Annotated in this window: 19 protein-coding genes; 5 read left to right on the top strand and 14 right to left on the bottom strand. The window is 28.3% G+C overall.

What is annotated here, in order from left to right; all coding sequences use genetic code 11:
• Positions 1-71: 71 nt before the first annotated feature.
• Positions 72-695 (top strand): helix-turn-helix domain-containing protein, encoded by a 624-nt coding sequence (locus CLPA_RS08750; RefSeq protein ID WP_003443964.1) that lies wholly within the window; start codon positions 72-74, stop codon positions 693-695.
• A gap of 28 nt (positions 696-723) precedes the next feature.
• On the opposite strand, the gene CLPA_RS08745 is transcribed toward CLPA_RS08750, so the two are convergent.
• On the bottom strand, positions 724-1,107 hold the full coding sequence (locus CLPA_RS08745; RefSeq protein WP_003443961.1) for a hypothetical protein: 384 nt from the start codon (positions 1,105-1,107) through the stop codon (positions 724-726).
• Positions 1,108-1,109: 2 nt separating this feature from the next.
• Positions 1,110-2,183, bottom strand: a complete 1,074-nt coding sequence (locus CLPA_RS08740) for a radical SAM protein (RefSeq protein ID WP_003443958.1) — start codon at positions 2,181-2,183, stop codon at positions 1,110-1,112.
• Between the two features lie 360 nt (positions 2,184-2,543).
• Here CLPA_RS08740 and CLPA_RS08735 point away from each other — a divergent pair, with 360 nt between their 5' ends.
• Positions 2,544-2,804, top strand: coding sequence for a hypothetical protein (locus tag CLPA_RS08735; protein ID WP_003443955.1), 261 nt, complete (start codon positions 2,544-2,546; stop codon positions 2,802-2,804).
• Between the two features lie 129 nt (positions 2,805-2,933).
• Positions 2,934-3,389 (top strand): hypothetical protein, encoded by a 456-nt coding sequence (locus tag CLPA_RS08730; protein WP_003443950.1) that lies wholly within the window; start codon positions 2,934-2,936, stop codon positions 3,387-3,389.
• Between the two features lie 185 nt (positions 3,390-3,574).
• Here the strand turns inward: CLPA_RS08730 and CLPA_RS08725 are convergent, their stop codons facing one another.
• The 12 genes from CLPA_RS08725 to CLPA_RS08670 all read right to left on the bottom strand — a co-directional run bounded on the left by CLPA_RS08725 (position 3,575) and on the right by CLPA_RS08670 (position 16,225).
• Complete coding sequence (locus CLPA_RS08725; RefSeq protein WP_003443947.1) at positions 3,575-3,805, bottom strand: type II toxin-antitoxin system MqsA family antitoxin; 231 nt, start codon at positions 3,803-3,805, stop codon at positions 3,575-3,577.
• A gap of 98 nt (positions 3,806-3,903) precedes the next feature.
• Positions 3,904-4,071 carry a hypothetical protein gene (locus CLPA_RS21140; RefSeq protein ID WP_155760365.1) on the bottom strand — a complete coding sequence of 56 codons (168 nt, stop codon included), beginning with the start codon at positions 4,069-4,071 and terminating at the stop codon, positions 3,904-3,906.
• Between the two features lie 13 nt (positions 4,072-4,084).
• Entirely contained in the window at positions 4,085-5,668 is a 1,584-nt protein-coding gene (locus tag CLPA_RS08715) for an AAA-like domain-containing protein (protein WP_003443942.1), read from the bottom strand.
• Positions 5,669-5,831: 163 nt separating this feature from the next.
• Positions 5,832-6,515, bottom strand: coding sequence for a DUF4351 domain-containing protein (locus CLPA_RS08710; RefSeq protein ID WP_143756569.1), 684 nt, complete (start codon positions 6,513-6,515; stop codon positions 5,832-5,834).
• 203 nt (positions 6,516-6,718) lie between these two features.
• Positions 6,719-7,252 carry a group II intron maturase-specific domain-containing protein gene (locus CLPA_RS08705; RefSeq protein WP_143756570.1) on the bottom strand — a complete coding sequence of 178 codons (534 nt, stop codon included), beginning with the start codon at positions 7,250-7,252 and terminating at the stop codon, positions 6,719-6,721.
• Between the two features lie 58 nt (positions 7,253-7,310).
• Positions 7,311-8,894: an AAA-like domain-containing protein gene (locus CLPA_RS08700; protein WP_003443932.1), complete on the bottom strand. Its 1,584-nt coding sequence runs from the start codon at positions 8,892-8,894 to the stop codon at positions 7,311-7,313.
• A 127-nt stretch (positions 8,895-9,021) separates the two neighbouring features.
• On the bottom strand, positions 9,022-9,240 hold the full coding sequence (locus tag CLPA_RS08695) for a hypothetical protein (RefSeq protein ID WP_003443929.1): 219 nt from the start codon (positions 9,238-9,240) through the stop codon (positions 9,022-9,024).
• Positions 9,241-9,321: 81 nt separating this feature from the next.
• Complete coding sequence (locus tag CLPA_RS08690; protein ID WP_003443925.1) at positions 9,322-9,891, bottom strand: transposase; 570 nt, start codon at positions 9,889-9,891, stop codon at positions 9,322-9,324.
• A gap of 273 nt (positions 9,892-10,164) precedes the next feature.
• Positions 10,165-12,177: an ATP-dependent helicase gene (locus CLPA_RS08685; RefSeq protein ID WP_003443923.1), complete on the bottom strand. Its 2,013-nt coding sequence runs from the start codon at positions 12,175-12,177 to the stop codon at positions 10,165-10,167.
• On the bottom strand, positions 12,170-14,125 hold the full coding sequence (locus CLPA_RS08680) for an ATP-dependent nuclease (RefSeq protein ID WP_003443920.1): 1,956 nt from the start codon (positions 14,123-14,125) through the stop codon (positions 12,170-12,172). The genes CLPA_RS08685 and CLPA_RS08680 overlap by 8 nt, the downstream gene beginning before the upstream one ends.
• 94 nt (positions 14,126-14,219) lie before the next feature.
• On the bottom strand, positions 14,220-14,456 hold the full coding sequence (locus CLPA_RS08675) for a hypothetical protein (RefSeq protein WP_003443917.1): 237 nt from the start codon (positions 14,454-14,456) through the stop codon (positions 14,220-14,222).
• 293 nt (positions 14,457-14,749) lie between these two features.
• On the bottom strand, positions 14,750-16,225 hold the full coding sequence (locus tag CLPA_RS08670) for a transposase (RefSeq protein ID WP_003443912.1): 1,476 nt from the start codon (positions 16,223-16,225) through the stop codon (positions 14,750-14,752).
• A gap of 156 nt (positions 16,226-16,381) precedes the next feature.
• Here CLPA_RS08670 and CLPA_RS08665 point away from each other — a divergent pair, with 156 nt between their 5' ends.
• Entirely contained in the window at positions 16,382-16,885 is a 504-nt protein-coding gene (locus tag CLPA_RS08665; RefSeq protein WP_003443909.1) for an LAGLIDADG DNA endonuclease, read from the top strand.
• A gap of 257 nt (positions 16,886-17,142) precedes the next feature.
• A complete protein-coding gene (locus CLPA_RS08660; protein ID WP_341401340.1) occupies positions 17,143-18,159 on the top strand; it encodes an Rpn family recombination-promoting nuclease/putative transposase in 1,017 nt (338 codons plus the stop codon).
• The last annotated feature ends 49 nt before the right edge of the window (positions 18,160-18,208 follow it).

Genomic DNA, 18,208 nt, shown 5'->3' with positions numbered 1-18,208 from the left:
ATATCTTTTTTGGAATTTAAATATGGTTTTTATTGTATTTATTATAAAATATAATTGGGAGTGATACAATTATGAATTTTTCAACAAGACTTAGAGAACTTAGGGAAGAAAACAATTTAACTCAAGAAACAATTGCTTCACTTTTAAATCTCACTAAGGCAAACATATCAAAGTATGAACTTGGAAAACTTCAGCCAAGTATTGAAACACTAAAGCTTTTGTCAAATTATTTTAATGTTTCAATAGATTATTTAATTGGCATAACTAATATAAAAAAAACTGAAGACAATGATTTTTCAAAGATTCCTATATTTGAAATTAATAAAAGTACCCCTGCAATATTTGTTGCAGAAAATATTGCGGGATATGACTATATCAATAAATCTGAAGATCTATCCAAAGATTATTTCTTCTTTAAAGTAAAAGATGACAGTATGTCAAATGCCCGTATATTTAAAAATGATTTAGTGTGTATTTATAAACAGGATTATATAGAAGATAATAAATTAATGCTTATACATATTAAAAATATAGGTGTTTTATTAAGAAGAATAATTAAATGTAAAGACAATTTAATTATATTACCAGAAAACCATAAATATAATCCCGTAGTTTTATCTAAAAAAAATCTAGCAGAAGATTACTTGAAAGTTATTGGAAAAGCAGTATATGTTAAATTCTATATAGATGAATAGAAAAGCCAACTTGTCTATTCATCCTTTTTTAATATCCACCTTCCTTATAAAATATAAAATTTTCGTCTTCATAATCAAAGGCCATATCACATAAGAAACTATCCACACTATTTGATTCATCGTATATTTCACCTTCATAAAATACAAACTTATTGTTTCCAATAGCCTTCTTATATACATCCGGCAATTCAGAGGCATCCTCACATCCGTAGTCCTCTAACATTTGCTTTAAATCAAACTTCCCTGAACTCGAATAAATACTGTCTGCAATTTCTTCAGCTACTTCTCTAAGAGGAGATTTTTCTGGTACATTCAACATATTTAATATTTTTTCTTTTGTCAACTCACCTTTTACCCCTAAAACAAAACTTGATGACGAACTATTAGTAACAAAATCCATTCTTATTTTCATAATCAATAAACTTCCTTTCTATTGCACAATATTATACTTCTACACAATGGACATCCACCCATGCAGTTATCCCTTTCTTCACAATCTGGACAGGTTTTTTTTAACTTGCATCTAAAATTTTCAAATTTACTGCTATTCCAAGCATTAACTATACTTTTATATTTTAAATCTACGGAGTATTTTAATTTTTGATCAAAACTGCAGGGTAAAGCTTTCATATCTGAAGTGATATACATGGACCATCTAGCTGCTTCACAGGTATCAACACTACAAACATTGAAATTATTATTGAAATTTATTAGTGCTGGTACACTGCAACTATCAAAACCTATTTTAAAAGGATATTTTTTTGATGTTACAATGTTAAAAAAGTCTCTTACAACTGCATCCTCATACTTTAAAACATTATCTTCTTTTCCCAAACCTACAGGCTTATGCATTAAAAATATAACTGCATTTATTCCTTTTGGAAACCCCTTATTATTTAGCATATATAAAGCTCTTTCAATACTTTCATTATTTAATACATAATGAATATTAACCTTCATACCTGCAACTTTAAACATATCTATGGCTTTTATAGTATATTCTTTACAATACCAAGAAACTGCAACTGCACCACAATATTTTTTTGTTAGTTCTACTTCCTTTTCATCTAATAAAAATCCTGATGTAGTATAATTGGGTATGATATTATTAATTCTTGTATATTTTAATATCTCTTTAAAATTTTCATGTTTATTAGGATCACCCCTTCCTCCAAGTGCCACTTGAAATGTTTTCCCTTTTATTTCATCTATTACTCTAATATAGTTCTCTAAGCTCATATTTTCGCTATGTGTATTCCCACCCTTTTGATAGCATTGTACTCCTGTCTCTAAACACAACCCAGATTCTCCATGGACACAATGTCCCATAATTCCTATATCTATCAATTCAGGAAAAGAAGATTGAAACACTTCTACCCCAGTGTCTTTCCCTTTACTATCCAATATTCCCGTTCTCATATAGAATCCATTTTCTGTATTAAATACAGAAACAAATTTATAATTTTTATCAAACTTTTTCAATATCATTAAATTTTTACTCCTCTAAATCACATATTTTTTAGTTTAATATTTTAGCAATTTATTTATAAATTCATGCTTTCTTACCTATAATTTAAATCAATATATAGATATTTTAATATCTATTTTAGAAATAATCAATATATTTATATTGCAAATATCAAAAAAAGATATTATTATATTTATATACTAGTCTAAAAATTATAATGAAAGGTAGGTGTAATACTGATTTTTAAAATCAGTAAAACTTCATGACTCATAAAAATATTTATTTTAAAATTATTAAAGAAAAAAATATGCCGTTATTAAATAAGATTTTTTAAAGAACAAAGGTTAATTGAATATCATAACATAGATAACATACAATTTATGTGTAAAGATGAATTTCCATATATACTTATTACAGAAAATCATACTGGTAAAAATAATATAATCTATGCTGCAAAATATATAGGATTATTTCTAAATATACAAGAAATTATTGTTGACTATAAACATCTGTATTATCTACCTGTAATAGCAATTCCAGCTGAATACGATAAATATATTGAAAAATATGTTAAAAAGCATTTAGCAATAGAACATGAACTTATCCATATAAAAGAAGAATTTTTGAGAATTGATAAATAAAGTGAAGAATATTCTAATGAAGTTATTCCAGATATAACTGTTATATGTGATAAAAGTGGATTAGTATTCACAAGGCTCGGAAGCTCTGAAATATCTGGAATTAATATCAAGCGAGGTGGTGGCAAAATAATGACTGGACGTGAAGACCATAAAGAAAATGACCTATTTTTTACCTGCAGTCTAATTGACTATATCGCAAGAAAGACAAAAAATAAGAGGTCTGCCATAGTGAATGCACTGGGCAGAACCTCTATTGCGAAAATTTATGATTTAGCTGATATTTACCACAGTGACAACATCGACCGTGTCAGCGATGACTTCATTGAATCATCAGGAATTACAGAAGGAACTTTTGACAATGTATCTGCTGCTAAGTATTCTGTTCCGAGCCACTGGGATATCGGTAAGGTATATAAAAGACTTATTCTCGGAATCGCCAAAGAAAAGGACATGGATGTCATTGATGCTCTGCTTGCTGCTTACAACTCCTTTGTCAGCGACAAGATTGAGGACTTCAACAGCAGCTTTTACTACGATGCTCCACAGAATATCCTGAATGCTTATTTGGATGGCAAAATTGAATAAAAATTTCACCTGACTAACTTGGCGTAAGTCTCCAACGCACTCTGTACAGCCCCCACACTAAAAAAGCTGAATAATTAGATTAACCATAAAAGTTAATCTAATTATTCAGCTTTTCTCATACAATGCTAATGCTGTAACTTGTGCCGTTGTTTTTTTACTATTTTTCCCAAATCACAGTTACCCTTCTATGCTGCCATTTCAGAATAATTTACAACAAATATTTCAGCCTTATTTTTTATAACTTCTTCAATTATTTTTTCCAATTTTAATGCTATATCATTTTCAATAAAATATTCACCACATTGTTTACAAACATTTGCTGGAACACCTTTAATTATAATAATATGTCCATCTAAATCTACAATATGATTAACTTTACCTTGAACTAAGTTGGCCTTACATAAAATACAATTCATATATATTACCTCCTTCTTGTTTTCAAATCTTCATACCATTCATCGTTATAAAGTTTAAACTTTAAAACAAAAAAAGAATCCCTATTAAAATAACGATTCTATTTTTTATTATGCAGCTTATCTTTTTTTATCAATATTTTTAGTCCACTTCCTAATAGTAAATCTTCTGCTTTAATTCTATATAATAGTTCTGTTTTATTAATTTTTTCACTAAAATTATAATTATAAATGAACTTATCAAATACCATATATTTACTATTTTCCAAATCACAGTTTTCCTTAACAGTAAACCTCCACAATTTTCTTTTCCTTTTCACAAACTTTCACTGTTACTTCCTCTATTTTGCCTACTACTCCTTTAACTTTTCTAAAATCAAATATTAAAAGATACCCTTCCCCTAATCCATACTGCTCTAAATATTCTGCGAGCTGTACAAGACCTTTTTCGTGATACTTATCTCCACGCCATATTTTCAGCTCCAGTATATGTATCTTTTTATTATAAGTTATAACTATATCAAATCTTTTCTCTTCCCCACCTTTTACCTCCTTAAAAGCAAAACCAGTACCATTTATTATTGGACTTAAAAAAGCAAGAAATAGTAATCTTCCGTCCTCTTCTAAAAAGCCTTCTCTTTTATCTGAATACTCATGTTTCATGAAATTTTGAAATTTTAATAATACTTTAGATATATCTAAACTTCCATCTTTTTTTATAAATTCCGATCTTTGATTATAGAAACTTAAATTGGTAGAAGTCTCTATTAACGAACTCATATAATCATATATTTTTTGTTCGTAAATTCTATTATGAAGCTTTAGTTTTCCCTGCTCATCCTTAAATATTCCATATATTACACCCAGATTTATAGTAGGATTATCTTTATTATAAGTAATTTCACTGCCATCTACAGTTATCTTCTTTATCAATTCTCTTAAATCAACATTGTTTCCCATATTTTTAATCAAACTATCAAAATTAGTATTGCTATCTTTTAAAAGTTCTTTGACAGCTCTGTCCATATATTCCTTATCCCACTTTAGTTGTTTTATGTCCATAATCTTTTCATCTATTATTTTACAAAGCTTACTAACAAGAAAAGGATATCCTGAAGTGTAAAAATAAATTTTTTCTGAAAAATATTCCTTGTCTAGTTTTACTCCTTTATTTTTTATATACTCATCAAGCATAGTACCTATTTCTTCCTTTGAAAAACTCATATCTATATCAAAATCTGAAGCTATATTCCAAGGACTATTGTATTTATGTTCTCCATTAGACCTTATCTTTATTTTTAAACTCTTAATATCATGTACACCTGCTAGTATAACGCTGTGAAAAGTAACATCTTCTCCTTCATTCCTAAGTAAATATTTATTCCTTAACATTCCTAAAAAGCTTAAGAACAACTGATTATTACTACTTTTATCTACTTCATCTATCATAAGTACAACTTTTTTATCAGCCTTTACAACTAATTTAGTTATAACATTTGATAAGTCATTTAGATTTTGAACTTTTACTTCCTGTTCCTCTAAAAAGGTTGCTAAATTTTTATCATTTAGTAGAAGATTTCTCTCTAAAATCTGTAGAAAAGTTTTCGAAAAATTTTTTTCACTTTCAAAAACGGAATCCCCTATGCCTTCAAAACTTATCTTGATTGGTAGATAAGTTTGATTTTTTTTAAGCTTTTTATTAAGTAAAAATAAAGTTGTAGTTTTACCATACTGTCTTGGTCTATTTATTATAAAATACTCCTCATTTTCTATGAGTTTCATTATATCCTTTAATTTTTCTGATATATCTACCATATAATGTTTCTCTGGTATACATGTTCCCGTAACATTGAATTTCTTTTTCATAACCTTCTCACCCCCCTTTATATTGATTATTTTATCATATAAAACTGTATTTAAACATAAAACCCAATCCACTAAAATACACATTAAACTTTAGCAGATTGATTTTTACTATATTTTCCTAAGCAACAGTTACCCTTACCACTGCACTTCCGTTACTTTGAGATCAAAAATACTTCTCCAACTCATCTATCTTATCCATATCAAATATATCAGTAGCTATAATATCAAGTGTTTCATTTGATAAATTATTTATTTTATCAGTATAGTTTTTGGGAATCTTATTAAATTTCTTTATCAACAGTTTAATAATTAATTCTGATTTTCCCTTTGTTTTACCTTTTTCAATTCCTTCTTCAATTGCCTCTTCTCTTATCATTTTTCCTATCTCAGTCATGGTTATCATCTCCTTTAATTTTTTCTTAGTTACTTTATCTCCAAATTTATCTAGTAATGCATACAGCATACTTATACATTCCAATTTAATTCCATTATCTTCTATACTTTGTGCTAATTCTATACTCTTTATTGCTCTTTCACTTCTACTTTCTCTACCCCTCATTAGTGGCAGAAATGTCATAACCATCATATCTTCCTTCGTTAGTTTTTCTTTATTTTGTATTTTATTTTTCAGATATTCTAGTTTTTCATCACCGTCTATATTTATCATATAAAATGGTTCTATTCTATATTTTATTGTTCCTGCATCCACACATTCTTCTACATTTTCTATATCTGAAGAATACACTACAATAGTCCTGACTTTTTTATTTTCTCTATAAAAAATAGAGGCATCATAGTAGAGAAATCTCTTAATATCTTCAACTTTATTATAATCCAAAACAATCATCTCTTTCCATAATAAAATTTGATGTCAAAAAAGAACAGCCTCTTTGACTGTTCTTAAATTTAACAATTTCTATTTTTCAGATAAGCGACTAATTGTGCATTTGTAACTTTTTCCCAAGGTCGAGTAGAGGGAGAAATCACTTTCTCGCAACCCTCACAAAACCGGACTTGCGGATTTCCCGCATCCGGCTTTTCATATTACCATTACATAATATAGCTAATTTCCTTTCTTAATTCAAATATATTTACATATATTTTAGGACTCTGAAGTTTAAATATCTTCAGTAGTTTATTATATTCTTCCCAATTAAAGCTCCTCTTTTGACTTCTTCTATTTAAGATTTTAAATAGTATTCTTTGTACCTGGTATTTAAATTTACTCATACTACTTGAATTGTCTGTAATACCATAATACCTGTAATAGCCTTGTAGTTTTCTATTTAGTTTCTTAAACAGAATATCTAACGGCATATGCATATTCGCTCTAGTCCAAACTTTAACTTTCATTAGACTGGCTCGAAATTTCTTACTACTCGTTTTCCCTTTAACTCTAAAACTACCATTCATTCTGCAGCTACAATAATGAGTAAATCCCAGAAAATCAAATGTTTTCGGCTGAAACTTCTTCTGTATTCTTCCAATTTTTATATCAAAGCATGCCTTTTTCCCAAAATATATAATTTTAGTTTTATCTTCAGCTATTTCTAAATTTTTATAAGTGCCTGTCACCCTATGCATTGCAGGATTCCCACCTGCTATACATTGTGCCCTTTGCTTGGCGCACTCACAGTTCCTCTTAACAGTAAACCTCAACAATTTTCTTTTCCTTTTTATTAATTTTAACCGTTACTTCTTCTACCTTTCCTACCACTCCTTTAACTTTCCTAAAATCAAATATTAAAAGATACCCTTCCTCTAATCCATACTGCTCTAAATATTCACCTAACTGTACAAGACCTTTTTCGTGATACTTATCTCCACGCCATATTTTAAGTTCCAGTATATACATCTTCTTTTCATAAGTTATAACTATATCAAATCTTTTTTCTTCCCCACCCTTTACTTCTTTAAAAGCAAAACCAGTACCATTTATTATGGGACTTAAAAATGCAAGAAATAGCAATCTTCCATCTTCTTCTAAAAAGCTTTCTCTTTTATGTGAATACTCATGTTTCATAAAATTTTGAAATTTTAATAGTACTTTAGCTATATCTAGACTTCCATCTTTTTTTATGAATTCCGATCTTTCATTATAAAAACTTAAATTCGTAGAAGTCTCTATTAACGAACTCATATAATCGTATATTTTTTGTTCGTAAATTCTATTATGAAGCTTTAGTTTTCCCTGCTCATCCTTAAATATTCCATATATTACACCCAAGTTTATAGTAGGATTATCTTTATTATAAGTAATTTCACTGCCATCTACCGTTATTTTCTTTATTAATTCTTTTAAAGCAATATTATTTTCTACATTTTTAATCAAACTGTCAAAATTAGTATTGCTGTCTTTTAAAAGTTCTTTAACCGCTCTGTCCATATATTCCTTATCCCATTTTAGTTGTTTTATATCCATAATTTTTTCATCTATTATTTTACAAAGCTTACTAACAAGAAAAGGATATCCTGAAGTATAAAAATAAATTTTTTCTGAAAAATATTCCTTGTCTAACTTTACTCCTTCATTTTTTATATACTCATCAAGCATAGTACCTATTTCTTCCTTTGAAAAACTCATATCTATATCAAAATCTGAAGCTATATTCCAAGGACTATTGTATTTGTGCTCCTCATCTGGTCTTATCTTTACTTTTAAAATCTTTACATCATGTACACCTGCTAATATTATACTATGAAAAGTTTTATCTTTACCCGAATTTCTAAGTAAATATTTGTTTCTAAGCATACCTAAAAAACTTAAAAACAACTGATTGTTACTGCTTTTATCTACTTCATCTATCATAAGTATAATTTTTTTATTAACCTCTATAATAAACTTTGTTATAGAATAAGATAAATCATCCATAGTTTCAACTTTAAGTTTTTGCTCTTCAATAAATTTTGATAACTCTTCATGCTCTAACAAAAGGCTTCTTTCAACTAAATTCAAAAATCCTCTAGTAAATCTCTGTTCTTCTTCAAAAATCAAATCTCCTACACCTTCAAAACTTATTGATATAGTTAAATAATCATTGTTTTTATCAAGAGCTCTTTCAATCATATATAAAGTGGTTGTTTTTCCATACTGCCTTGGTCTATTTATGATAAAATACTCTTCATTTTCTATAAGTTTCATTATATCCTTTAATTTTTCTGATATATCTACCATGTAATGTTTCTCTGGTATACATGTTCCGGTAACATTGAATCTCTTTTCCATAGTCTTCTCACGCCCCTTATTATATTAGTATTTTACCATATCAAACTGAATTTAAACATAAAAAGAAACTGCAAAACCTTAGTTCTACAATTTCTAACTTTTAAACTTTTTGAGCAATATTATCAATTCATATTTCAATCATATCAAATACATTTTGAAGAAGGTCAGCATAAGCATCATGATCTTCCATTTTTCTGATTTCACTATCTATTGCTCTTACCTGTGCTGCTAAGTTGTTTATACTATCATTTAAGATTTCTATATCTTCTGCACTCAAGCTATCCTGATTAGCCTGTTCAGCTATTTCCCTCATTTCCAGTAACTTATCTTCAATGATGTCCAGCATCTTCTGTCTATATTTAACCCAATGCAGTTCCTGCTCAACTTCTGCTTTAGCTCTTCTTTTTCATCCATCACATCATCTCATTTACTTACAATTTTTCCAATCAACGGTTACCTTACTATCAACGAAATCTTTATATCTTTGTCTCTGATTACGACTTGAAAAATAGGATAGTATTTTACTTGTAGTTATTAAATACTCATGCTTATCTCCAATATACATCCCATAGCTACTCCACTTATAATTTTCTGGCTTTTCAACCATTTGTGCCATCATAGGGTTTAAGTGTATATACCTGCTTACTTCTAAAACATATTCATCTTTCTCTATTATTTCAGCATTATATCTTGATTGAAATAAATGACCTATAAAATTATATTTCTTATTAAAATTCTTTGCATAGAAGTTATTAATCCTACCAATATAAAAATTTATAGGTTTTTCTTTTGCTTCTATTTGTATGTGTACATGATTTGTCATCAAACAATAGCTTATAATTCTATAACAATCTTTGTAATAACTTAATGCCTCTTCCATACATTTTAAATAAATTTCAAAATCAATTTCTTCTTTGAATAAGTCGCTTCTGCGATTACCTCTAGCTGTTACGTGATACATGGCTCCTCGATACCATTCTAACTTCTTTCTTCCCATTTTATATATTCTCCTGTCAATATCTCGTGTAGCATACGCTACACGGATTGATTTTACTGATTTTATACATAGGCTATATATAAACAACGTACTCTATATTTTTTCATATTTACAAGTGCCTGTCACCCTAGTGAGGAGGCTGGAGTCTTGCCGACGAACTTACTAAGATATATTGTAAGTTAATTCTTAAATAAAAATATCTTGTAACTTAAGTTCACTTTACCAACTGCGCATTATAGACACAACTTGTACAATTATATGGATTATAGGAAATTAAACTATAGTATTGCCATTCTGAAATCCATAACCTTCTATTAACTCTTTGTCCTTTTTACCAAGAGTTGGAACAGCCCAAATCATAAGAAATTTAGCTCTTGTACTTGCTACATAGCCAACCCTCCTATCTTCATCTGTTCCTTCTATCCAATGACTTTTCCAATGTCCAGATTCACTTTTAGCTGTCTCACTAGATATAACTAAAGTGCTATCATATGTACAGCCTTTAGATCCATGCACTGTTGATATCTTTATCGCACTATCATTATTCTTTAATTCACTATTTAATATTAAAATGTCTTCTTGAACATCTTTTCCTATATACCATTTAGAAGAAAAAATTTCGTCAAAGTCTCTTATTAGATTATCAAAACATTGTATTTTACAATAGTTTTTCTTAATAATACTGGGTAATTCCTTTCTTGCATCACAATACCACTTGCCATATTTTCTATCATAATTTATTAATTTGCTATTAATATAACAATCATTTAAAATATCTTTTAAAAATATCCTCCATGCGAATACTGAAGTTATATCTTTAGGACAATAATAACTACTTTTACTTCTAGCTCCTCCAAACCATTTTGAAATTTGCTTTCCTGCATATTCCAGTGATTTCTTTTTCGAATTAGGATTTTCTTTTCCCCAAAGCTGAATTGATGATATTAACAAATGTCTTTCATTATCATTTATATTACATAGCAACTGATTCTTTAATATATTCTGTTTGACAATTATACAAGACTTGCTCTCAGATATTTTAAAATGATTTAATATTCTTAAATATTTAGTAACAGCTTCTTCCGGATTTTCATACTCTAAATATAGAACACTATTTTCTAAAAATTTATTTTCTTCTATCCCTTTTATTGTATTACTTATACTCATCAACTTATTAGATAAATTTACAATAGGCTGGCAACTCCTAAAATTATCAGTAAGTTCTAACTTTTTTAATCTTTTAATGTATTCAGATGTATATTCAGATTCTAATGCTATTTCCTTAAATTCAAATATAGATTGATTTATGTCCCCGACAAAATGTAATATTGTTCCTTTTTCCTTTAATTTATTCAATATTTCAATTTCTATCCATGATAAATCTTGGCATTCATCTACTATAATTAAAGGAAATTTTCTTGATATTTTCTTGACTATTGTATCGTTATCTAAAATTTGATAGGCAATACAATTCATATCTTCATATGTTGCAAAACCATCTTTAAGAAAATTATTTTTACACTTTTTAAATTCATTATAAAAATAGGAATTTGAGTAATAATAATTATTATTAAATTTTTTTCTGCTATCTTTAATATGTTTCTGCATTTGTTGGATATCATAATATTCATTTATTGATAAATAAATTTTATCAATTTTTATATAAAAATTTCGGTTTTTTTCATCGTAGAATATTTGATTAGCGAATATATCTGTTCTTTTTCCATTTTTACCTATATACGGTATCGAGCATTTGTATTTTTTTAGCCAAGGATTAGTAACAGCATTTAAATCAGCATCAATTAACTTTAAAGAATAGTCTCCATCTATACCTGAGTAATTTATTTCACTATATCCAAAAGGTTGAGCAATATATTGATGAATAAAGCTGCTTATAGTACCTATAAAATGAGGATAGAATGATGTTTTTTTACTAAATTGATTCGCTCTTTCTCTAATAACACTAGTTGCATCATTTGTAAAAGTTAAAATAGCCATTCCATTTTTAGAATTGCTATCCCACCTTTTAATTTCATAAGCTGATTTCATTCCAACTACTTCTGTTTTTCCGCTTCCAGGACAAGCTTCTAAAAATGTACTCTCATTTATAGAAGACAAAATATACTGAAGCTGTTTTTCTGTTTTTTCTGATATTCTACAATGATTTGAATTTTTGCAAATATAATCTATATCTTTTTTGCTCTTATAGCACTCATCACATGTTAAATCACTATTTTTTTCACATAATATTTTAGCAACTTCATTTTGCATTTCTTCTTTAGTCACTTACATCACCACCACAAGCCCAAACAACCGAATTATATATGTATTGAGGTACTTTGAATATTTCTATAATTTCATCATATACATTTTCTTTAGTTTCATCTTTTGAATTTAGTTCTAATAATTTTTCATCATATTCTTTTTTTATATCTTCAGCTAGTTCCTGTGCAAATATGCCTTTCCCTAGTTTCTTATCACTAGCTCTTTTATGGATAAACTTAGAATACTCTTGTAATTTAGTATCATCATAGTTTTCACTTATATCCTTACATGTATCTTTTACTTCTCCAGTTTTTGAATACCATATATTATTTAGACATTTAACCATTATCATAATATTTCCTTCCATTGCCAAATCATATTCAAATGTCTTTAATGGAGAATGATATAATCTTGCATAGTTACTATTATTTATTTGAGAAATTAATTTTAACGCACTGTTTTTGCCTTCAATATTATCATTAAAATTAGGATATGTATCAATCTTAACTTTTATTTTCTCACCCTTTTTATTTACAGCATCTATTTCTTCTTTTTCAGGATCATTATCAGTCATCCCTGAGCATTTTATTGGAATTTTTATAATATTTTTATCCTCATCAATACTACAAAACAGTTTTAGAAAGTGCTTAAAGTTAATACCATTTATATTTATAACAGATATACCAGCTTCCTCAAGTGAACTAGGCAATTGCTTAGCTGAATTATATTTATTGTATTTACACAAACATATTTTAGCCAATTCAGGTATTAGCATATTTTCGCTTATTCCTTCAACTAATATAACTCCTTTTGAAAATAGTAACGTAGATTTTGTTACATCTAGCCATCTGTTTATATAGTTTTTGCTATCATCTAATCGTATTTTACATAATGAAGTTGTTTTTATCGTATCATTTTGCTCAGATACATGTATAAGGTTGTCTATACTAACCGAAGATGCTAATATTGGAGAATGCGTTGTAATAATAACTTGAGTGTTAGTTTGTTGATTTGCTAAAGTTTCAAGATGTTTTATTAACTTTATTTGCAACTGTGGATGGAGATGTGCTTCTGGTTCTTCTATAAGCAGCACTGTAAATAAGTCTTTTGATTTCCCTGCTATTTGCAATTCAGCAAATACAGTCGCTATATATAACAAATTATTATATCCTAAACTATTTATTGCTATATCTCTAAATCTTTTTATATCTGTGGCATCTATTTCAGGGAAAAATACCATCTTAATACTTTCAAGTATTTTATTAAACGAAACATCTGCAAATTGTAAATTAATACTTTGACCAAACATTTCTCCCATTGAATTTTTTATATTAAAATTAATATTCTCTTTTGCTTTAGATATTTCTTTGTAGTTATTTCCTTCATTTGTTGTAATTTTATTATTGAATTCTGAAACTTTTTCAACTAAATTATTTTCATCATTTTTATCTTTATATTGGTGCTTTAGTAAAGTTGCTAATCTTGATTTTTTACCATTTGTTAACTTCTCCTCTGCATCCCTTAATGGCGGTAAGTAGATACAATCTATACAATCAAAAGTTTCTTCTTCAAATGCACTAGTTTTAGAAGCGCCGCCCCATATACTTTTTCTAAAATATCCTTTTCTATTCGGATTACTATTAACTTCCAAATTTAATTTTGCTTTGAAATCTGCATCACACCAAGTTAAGAATGTTACTTCTTCATTCGAATTTAACTCTTCAAAACTTATATTTATTTTAATTGCATGTGCTTGTTCGCTATCTTTAAATGATTTATAAAAATCATCTTCACTAATATTCATATAAGAAAATTCATTCTCTTTTAAAATCATCCTTAATGCATTTATTATTGTTGTTTTGCCTGATGCATTCTCTCCAACTAGTATATTTAACCCTTTATTAAATTGTATTTCAGATTTATTTTTACAATTTTTATAACCTTCTATGTTTAATTTTGATATATACATATTAAATTCCACCACCTTCTCAATTTCCCATTATAGACATTATATTCAATATCTTAAAACACTTCCATTAATCCTCTTATCTATTTTACATCTTCTAAATATTATTAATTTCTCTGCATTCTTCCTCTAAAGCTATAACATCATCCCTTAATATACCAATTTTAATATTCAAACCCAACATTTCTTCCCCACTTAAATCATTATCCCTAACATATTCAGCTATAGCCTTCATTTGAAAAAGCTTATTTTCTATAACATCTAAAACTTGAATTCTATATTTTACCTCTATCAATTCCTGCTCTAATCTATTCCTATCCTTTGAATCTTCCAATATATTTCTCCAAGCCTGTCTTATACTGTAATTATCGAAGTATTCAGGTTATTCTTTAGTAACAACAATATCTGATAGACAAATTAAAAATCTTAAGTATGTATCTATTCATATTAACAAATAATAATTATATCAATCTAAATATTTAGGTGGATGTGATATTGAAAATTAAATAATGTGGATAACTTTTAAAAAATTTCTTAAAATGTGCAAAAAAATAGACATGACAAAAAACCTTTTGATAAAAAGGTATGCGGAGCATTTGGGGATGTATTGAATTGTGGATATGTTAATTATGCTATTTTAAGAAGCTTATTTATGCTTCTGATGTATTCTGGTTTGTTTATGGCGTAAGCCAATAGGACATTTATAAGTTTAGCAATACAAGTTAGATATAAATCAGAACGCATAGTTAAGGTGTTTACTGTTTTTGGTTTTTCAATGCATGGATTGGATTTTAAAGAAGCTAAGCATCTTTCAATAGATGCGCGAGTAGGATAAGTTTCATCCCACTCTGTGGAGTTCCTTTGAACACCAGGATATAGTCTAAAATCTTTATCAGGATAAACGTAGGTCATACGACCACTTTTACTATCCGTACAAGGATCTTCGCAAGTATGATAGCACTTTCCCTTTTTATCTCTATGGGATTTTGGACAGGTGAATTTATACCTTAAGCTTCTATTTTTACCTTTGCAAGGACCATCAGCTTTGAATTGCTCTTTAGTCAAAGGGCAGAGAGGAACACCTTCAATGTCATACTCCAAGCCATTAAGCTTATTATTAGCTTGGTTACGAGGATTAAGTGGGATAAATACTTTTCCAAAATTTAAAGATTTAAGTAATCCAAAATTTTCATAACTATCAAATTCTGAATCACCTAAAAAGGTTTTAAATTTGAAATTAGAATTTTTATCTATGTTATTTAAAAATGGCATGATTACTGACTTTAAAGAAGCATTATCATAGAAATATTTTTGGTCTTCTGGTGTATGAAATTCTTTTTCCATTGATTTATAAAACTCTTCATCAAAGAATTTTAAATTGAGAGGAATACCTAACCCATTAGTTAAAAGACCAAATTTATAGAAATAACCAAAGTGTCCATTGACAAAATCTAATCTGATATTAGGATTAGCTTGTGCAAACTTAGGCATATTCTTATATGCGGCAGCATATGGATTGAAATTTTCTTTGTTAGTAGCTTTAGCATAAGATTTTTGTCTGTTAACTTCAGCTACTAGTGTTTTGGGGTTATTTTCTTTAACTTTTGGTTTTAAACCAGAAGTATCATATATAAGCATAGAACTAAGATTTTTATAAGGTGAATCTTCTGGAAGATTATCATCAATTTTTTCACAGATATCAATAACTTCAATCGCCATGGAATCAAACAGATTAGCGATATCATTTTGAAAATCAGTTTTAAATCTACTGAAAAAAGATTCATCTGGTATAGATTCATAAAAACTACAAAAATCTCTTATTTCAGTAGAAAATATAAGAAAAATTGTTAATAAGGTAGTAGTGGGTATGTGAAATATTTGCATGATTAATAAAGCTGACAGCACTGATGTTAAGGTATATTTTCTATCTCTGCCTAAATCGGCATAATAATGCTGTGTGAAAGATTCAGGAATAAAAGTAGCAATATCAAAATTTTGAGAGAGCAGTTTAATAAACCCTACGGGTTGGTTTGAAGCCATGTGATTTAATTCAGATACCTGTTCAAAAATAGTAAGTTGTTTAATTTTATTGAGACAAAACATGTTTATTCTCCTCCCTGTGGATTAGTATTTTGTTTGGTCGCATTTATTATTTCATAGTGGAGGAAAATATAAAAGCCTAACGGCTAAAAAGTTAGGCAAATCAATGCTTGCGGTATTCCGCAAGCGACTAATCTAAATATTAAAAAGGAGATAGAAATGCCTTTCGTTGAAAATACTAAGATATATGATATGAATAGATTAGAAAGAAATATAATAATTGGAGGCTTACTTGGTGATGGCAGCTTAGCTCTTTATGGCAGAAGTAAAAATGCATACTATAGAGAACATGGATGCACAAAACAAGTTCCTTATAGACAATGGAAAGCTGATAAACTTAAAAATCTTGACTTTAAACTCTTAATTACATGCAAAAATCCACAACTACGTTCCCCTAGTAATAAGGTCTATACTAATCTTTATAATAGCTTTTATATAAATGGAGAAAAATCTATTACAAAAGAAAATCTGCTGTTACTGGATCATCCAATAGGATTAGCATGTCTATATATGGATGATGGTTCATTGGTTATAGATTCAAGTAAGAGAAAAAATGGCTCCATTTACATTTTTCCAAGAATATCTATCTATACACTTAACTTCTCAGAAGATGAAAATATATTATTAACTCAAAACTCACTGGTCTTACTGATAAAGAAATAGCCTCCGCTTTAAACAGAATTTATTGGGGAGTAGTTGATAAAATAAGAAGACTGAAATTTCAACATAAATTATGTCATAAATCGACAGGTGACAGTCACTATAGTGAGAGCTAAGCTCTCACTTGCTAGTCCCATTTTCATATGTAACGGATATAAGCTGCTTTTTATCGTTAAATACATGTTTTCTTGTATTATTTCTCTCTTTTATCTATAGCATCACCACCTTTCCCTATGATATAATTAAACTATAAAGGGCTGGTGAAAACTTTGAATAAACGTATAAATAATGAGAATGATTTAGGATATAAGCATATACTATCCAGTAAAAAGAACTTTTTAGAATTCCTTAAAGGTTTTGTAAAGAAAGATTGGGTAAACTTCATAAAAGAAGATAATCTAATCTTAATAGATAAAGAATTTATCCTTAAGGATTTCAAAGAGGAAGAAGCTGACATAGTCTATAGAGTAAATATAGATGGAAATGATATTATATTCTATGTTCTTCTTGAATTTCAGTCAAAAGTGGATTTTTCTATGCCCATAAGACTTCTCATGTATATGACCGAAATTTGGAGAGACGAACTTAAAAACACAGATACTAAAATTAAAAAGAGAAAAGATTACAAATTGCCAGCCATAGTTCCAATGGTAGTGTATAACGGAAAAAATAACTGGACTGCAGCTAGAAACTTTAAAGATATATTGAAAGGACATGAACTCTTTGAAGACAGTATAGTTGATTTCAGATATTTATTATTTGACGTTAATAGAATGGAAAAAGAAGAGTTATTAGAGATAGCCAATATAGTAAGTACAGTATTTTTATTAGATCAAAATGTCAATGATATAGAAATAGTAGACAGACTTAAGCTTGTGGGAAGAATACTTAGAAAAGATTCCTCTAAAGAACAACAGAAAATATTTAAAGCTTGGCTAGTAAATATACTAAGAAATAGATTTAAAGACAATATAGATACAAACATTAACGAATTGTTAAAGCAAACATCTGAATTGGAGGTGGAAGATATGGTAAGTAATTTAGGTAAGACCATTGAGAAAGGCTTTAAAACCTCTGAACAAAGAGGTATCAAACAAGGCATTAAACAAGGCATTAAGCAAGGCATTGAACAAGGCATCGATAAAGGCATTGAACAAGGAAAAGAAGAAACTGCTGTAAATCTTTTAAAACTTGGGATAGATACAGCAATTATAGCTAAAGGAACTGGGTTAAGTTTAGAAAAGATACTTGAACTCAAGAAAAAATATGAAAACTAGAATTGTCTCACATTAGATGGTACCTCTAATATATGACCGAAAAATCATA

The sequence above is a fragment of the Clostridium pasteurianum DSM 525 = ATCC 6013 genome (genome assembly GCF_000807255.1).
GTDB lineage: Bacteria > Bacillota > Clostridia > Clostridiales > Clostridiaceae > Clostridium_I > Clostridium_I pasteurianum.
Note: the sequence above shows the minus strand (reverse complement) of the source record. Positions and strands in the feature narration are given on the sequence as shown.

What these genes read in the sequence shown, in the direction of transcription:
- CLPA_RS08750 (WP_003443964.1), top strand. Translation starts at nt 72, where the DNA reads ATGAATTTTTCAACAAGACTTAGAGAACTTAGGGAAGAAAACAATTTA.
- CLPA_RS08745 (WP_003443961.1), bottom strand. Translation starts at nt 1,107, where the DNA reads ATGAAAATAAGAATGGATTTTGTTACTAATAGTTCGTCATCAAGTTTT.
- CLPA_RS08740 (WP_003443958.1), bottom strand. Translation starts at nt 2,183, where the DNA reads ATGATATTGAAAAAGTTTGATAAAAATTATAAATTTGTTTCTGTATTT.
- CLPA_RS08735 (WP_003443955.1), top strand. Translation starts at nt 2,544, where the DNA reads ATGTGTAAAGATGAATTTCCATATATACTTATTACAGAAAATCATACT.
- CLPA_RS08730 (WP_003443950.1), top strand. Translation starts at nt 2,934, where the DNA reads ATGACTGGACGTGAAGACCATAAAGAAAATGACCTATTTTTTACCTGC.
- CLPA_RS08725 (WP_003443947.1), bottom strand. Translation starts at nt 3,805, where the DNA reads ATGAATTGTATTTTATGTAAGGCCAACTTAGTTCAAGGTAAAGTTAAT.
- CLPA_RS08715 (WP_003443942.1), bottom strand. Translation starts at nt 5,668, where the DNA reads ATGAAAAAGAAATTCAATGTTACGGGAACATGTATACCAGAGAAACAT.
- CLPA_RS08710 (WP_143756569.1), bottom strand. Translation starts at nt 6,515, where the DNA reads ATGATTGTTTTGGATTATAATAAAGTTGAAGATATTAAGAGATTTCTC.
- CLPA_RS08705 (WP_143756570.1), bottom strand. Translation starts at nt 7,252, where the DNA reads ATGCATAGGGTGACAGGCACTTATAAAAATTTAGAAATAGCTGAAGAT.
- CLPA_RS08700 (WP_003443932.1), bottom strand. Translation starts at nt 8,894, where the DNA reads ATGGAAAAGAGATTCAATGTTACCGGAACATGTATACCAGAGAAACAT.
- CLPA_RS08695 (WP_003443929.1), bottom strand. Translation starts at nt 9,240, where the DNA reads ATGCTGGACATCATTGAAGATAAGTTACTGGAAATGAGGGAAATAGCT.
- CLPA_RS08690 (WP_003443925.1), bottom strand. Translation starts at nt 9,891, where the DNA reads ATGGGAAGAAAGAAGTTAGAATGGTATCGAGGAGCCATGTATCACGTA.
- CLPA_RS08680 (WP_003443920.1), bottom strand. Translation starts at nt 14,125, where the DNA reads ATGTATATATCAAAATTAAACATAGAAGGTTATAAAAATTGTAAAAAT.
- CLPA_RS08670 (WP_003443912.1), bottom strand. Translation starts at nt 16,225, where the DNA reads ATGTTTTGTCTCAATAAAATTAAACAACTTACTATTTTTGAACAGGTA.
- CLPA_RS08665 (WP_003443909.1), top strand. Translation starts at nt 16,382, where the DNA reads ATGCCTTTCGTTGAAAATACTAAGATATATGATATGAATAGATTAGAA.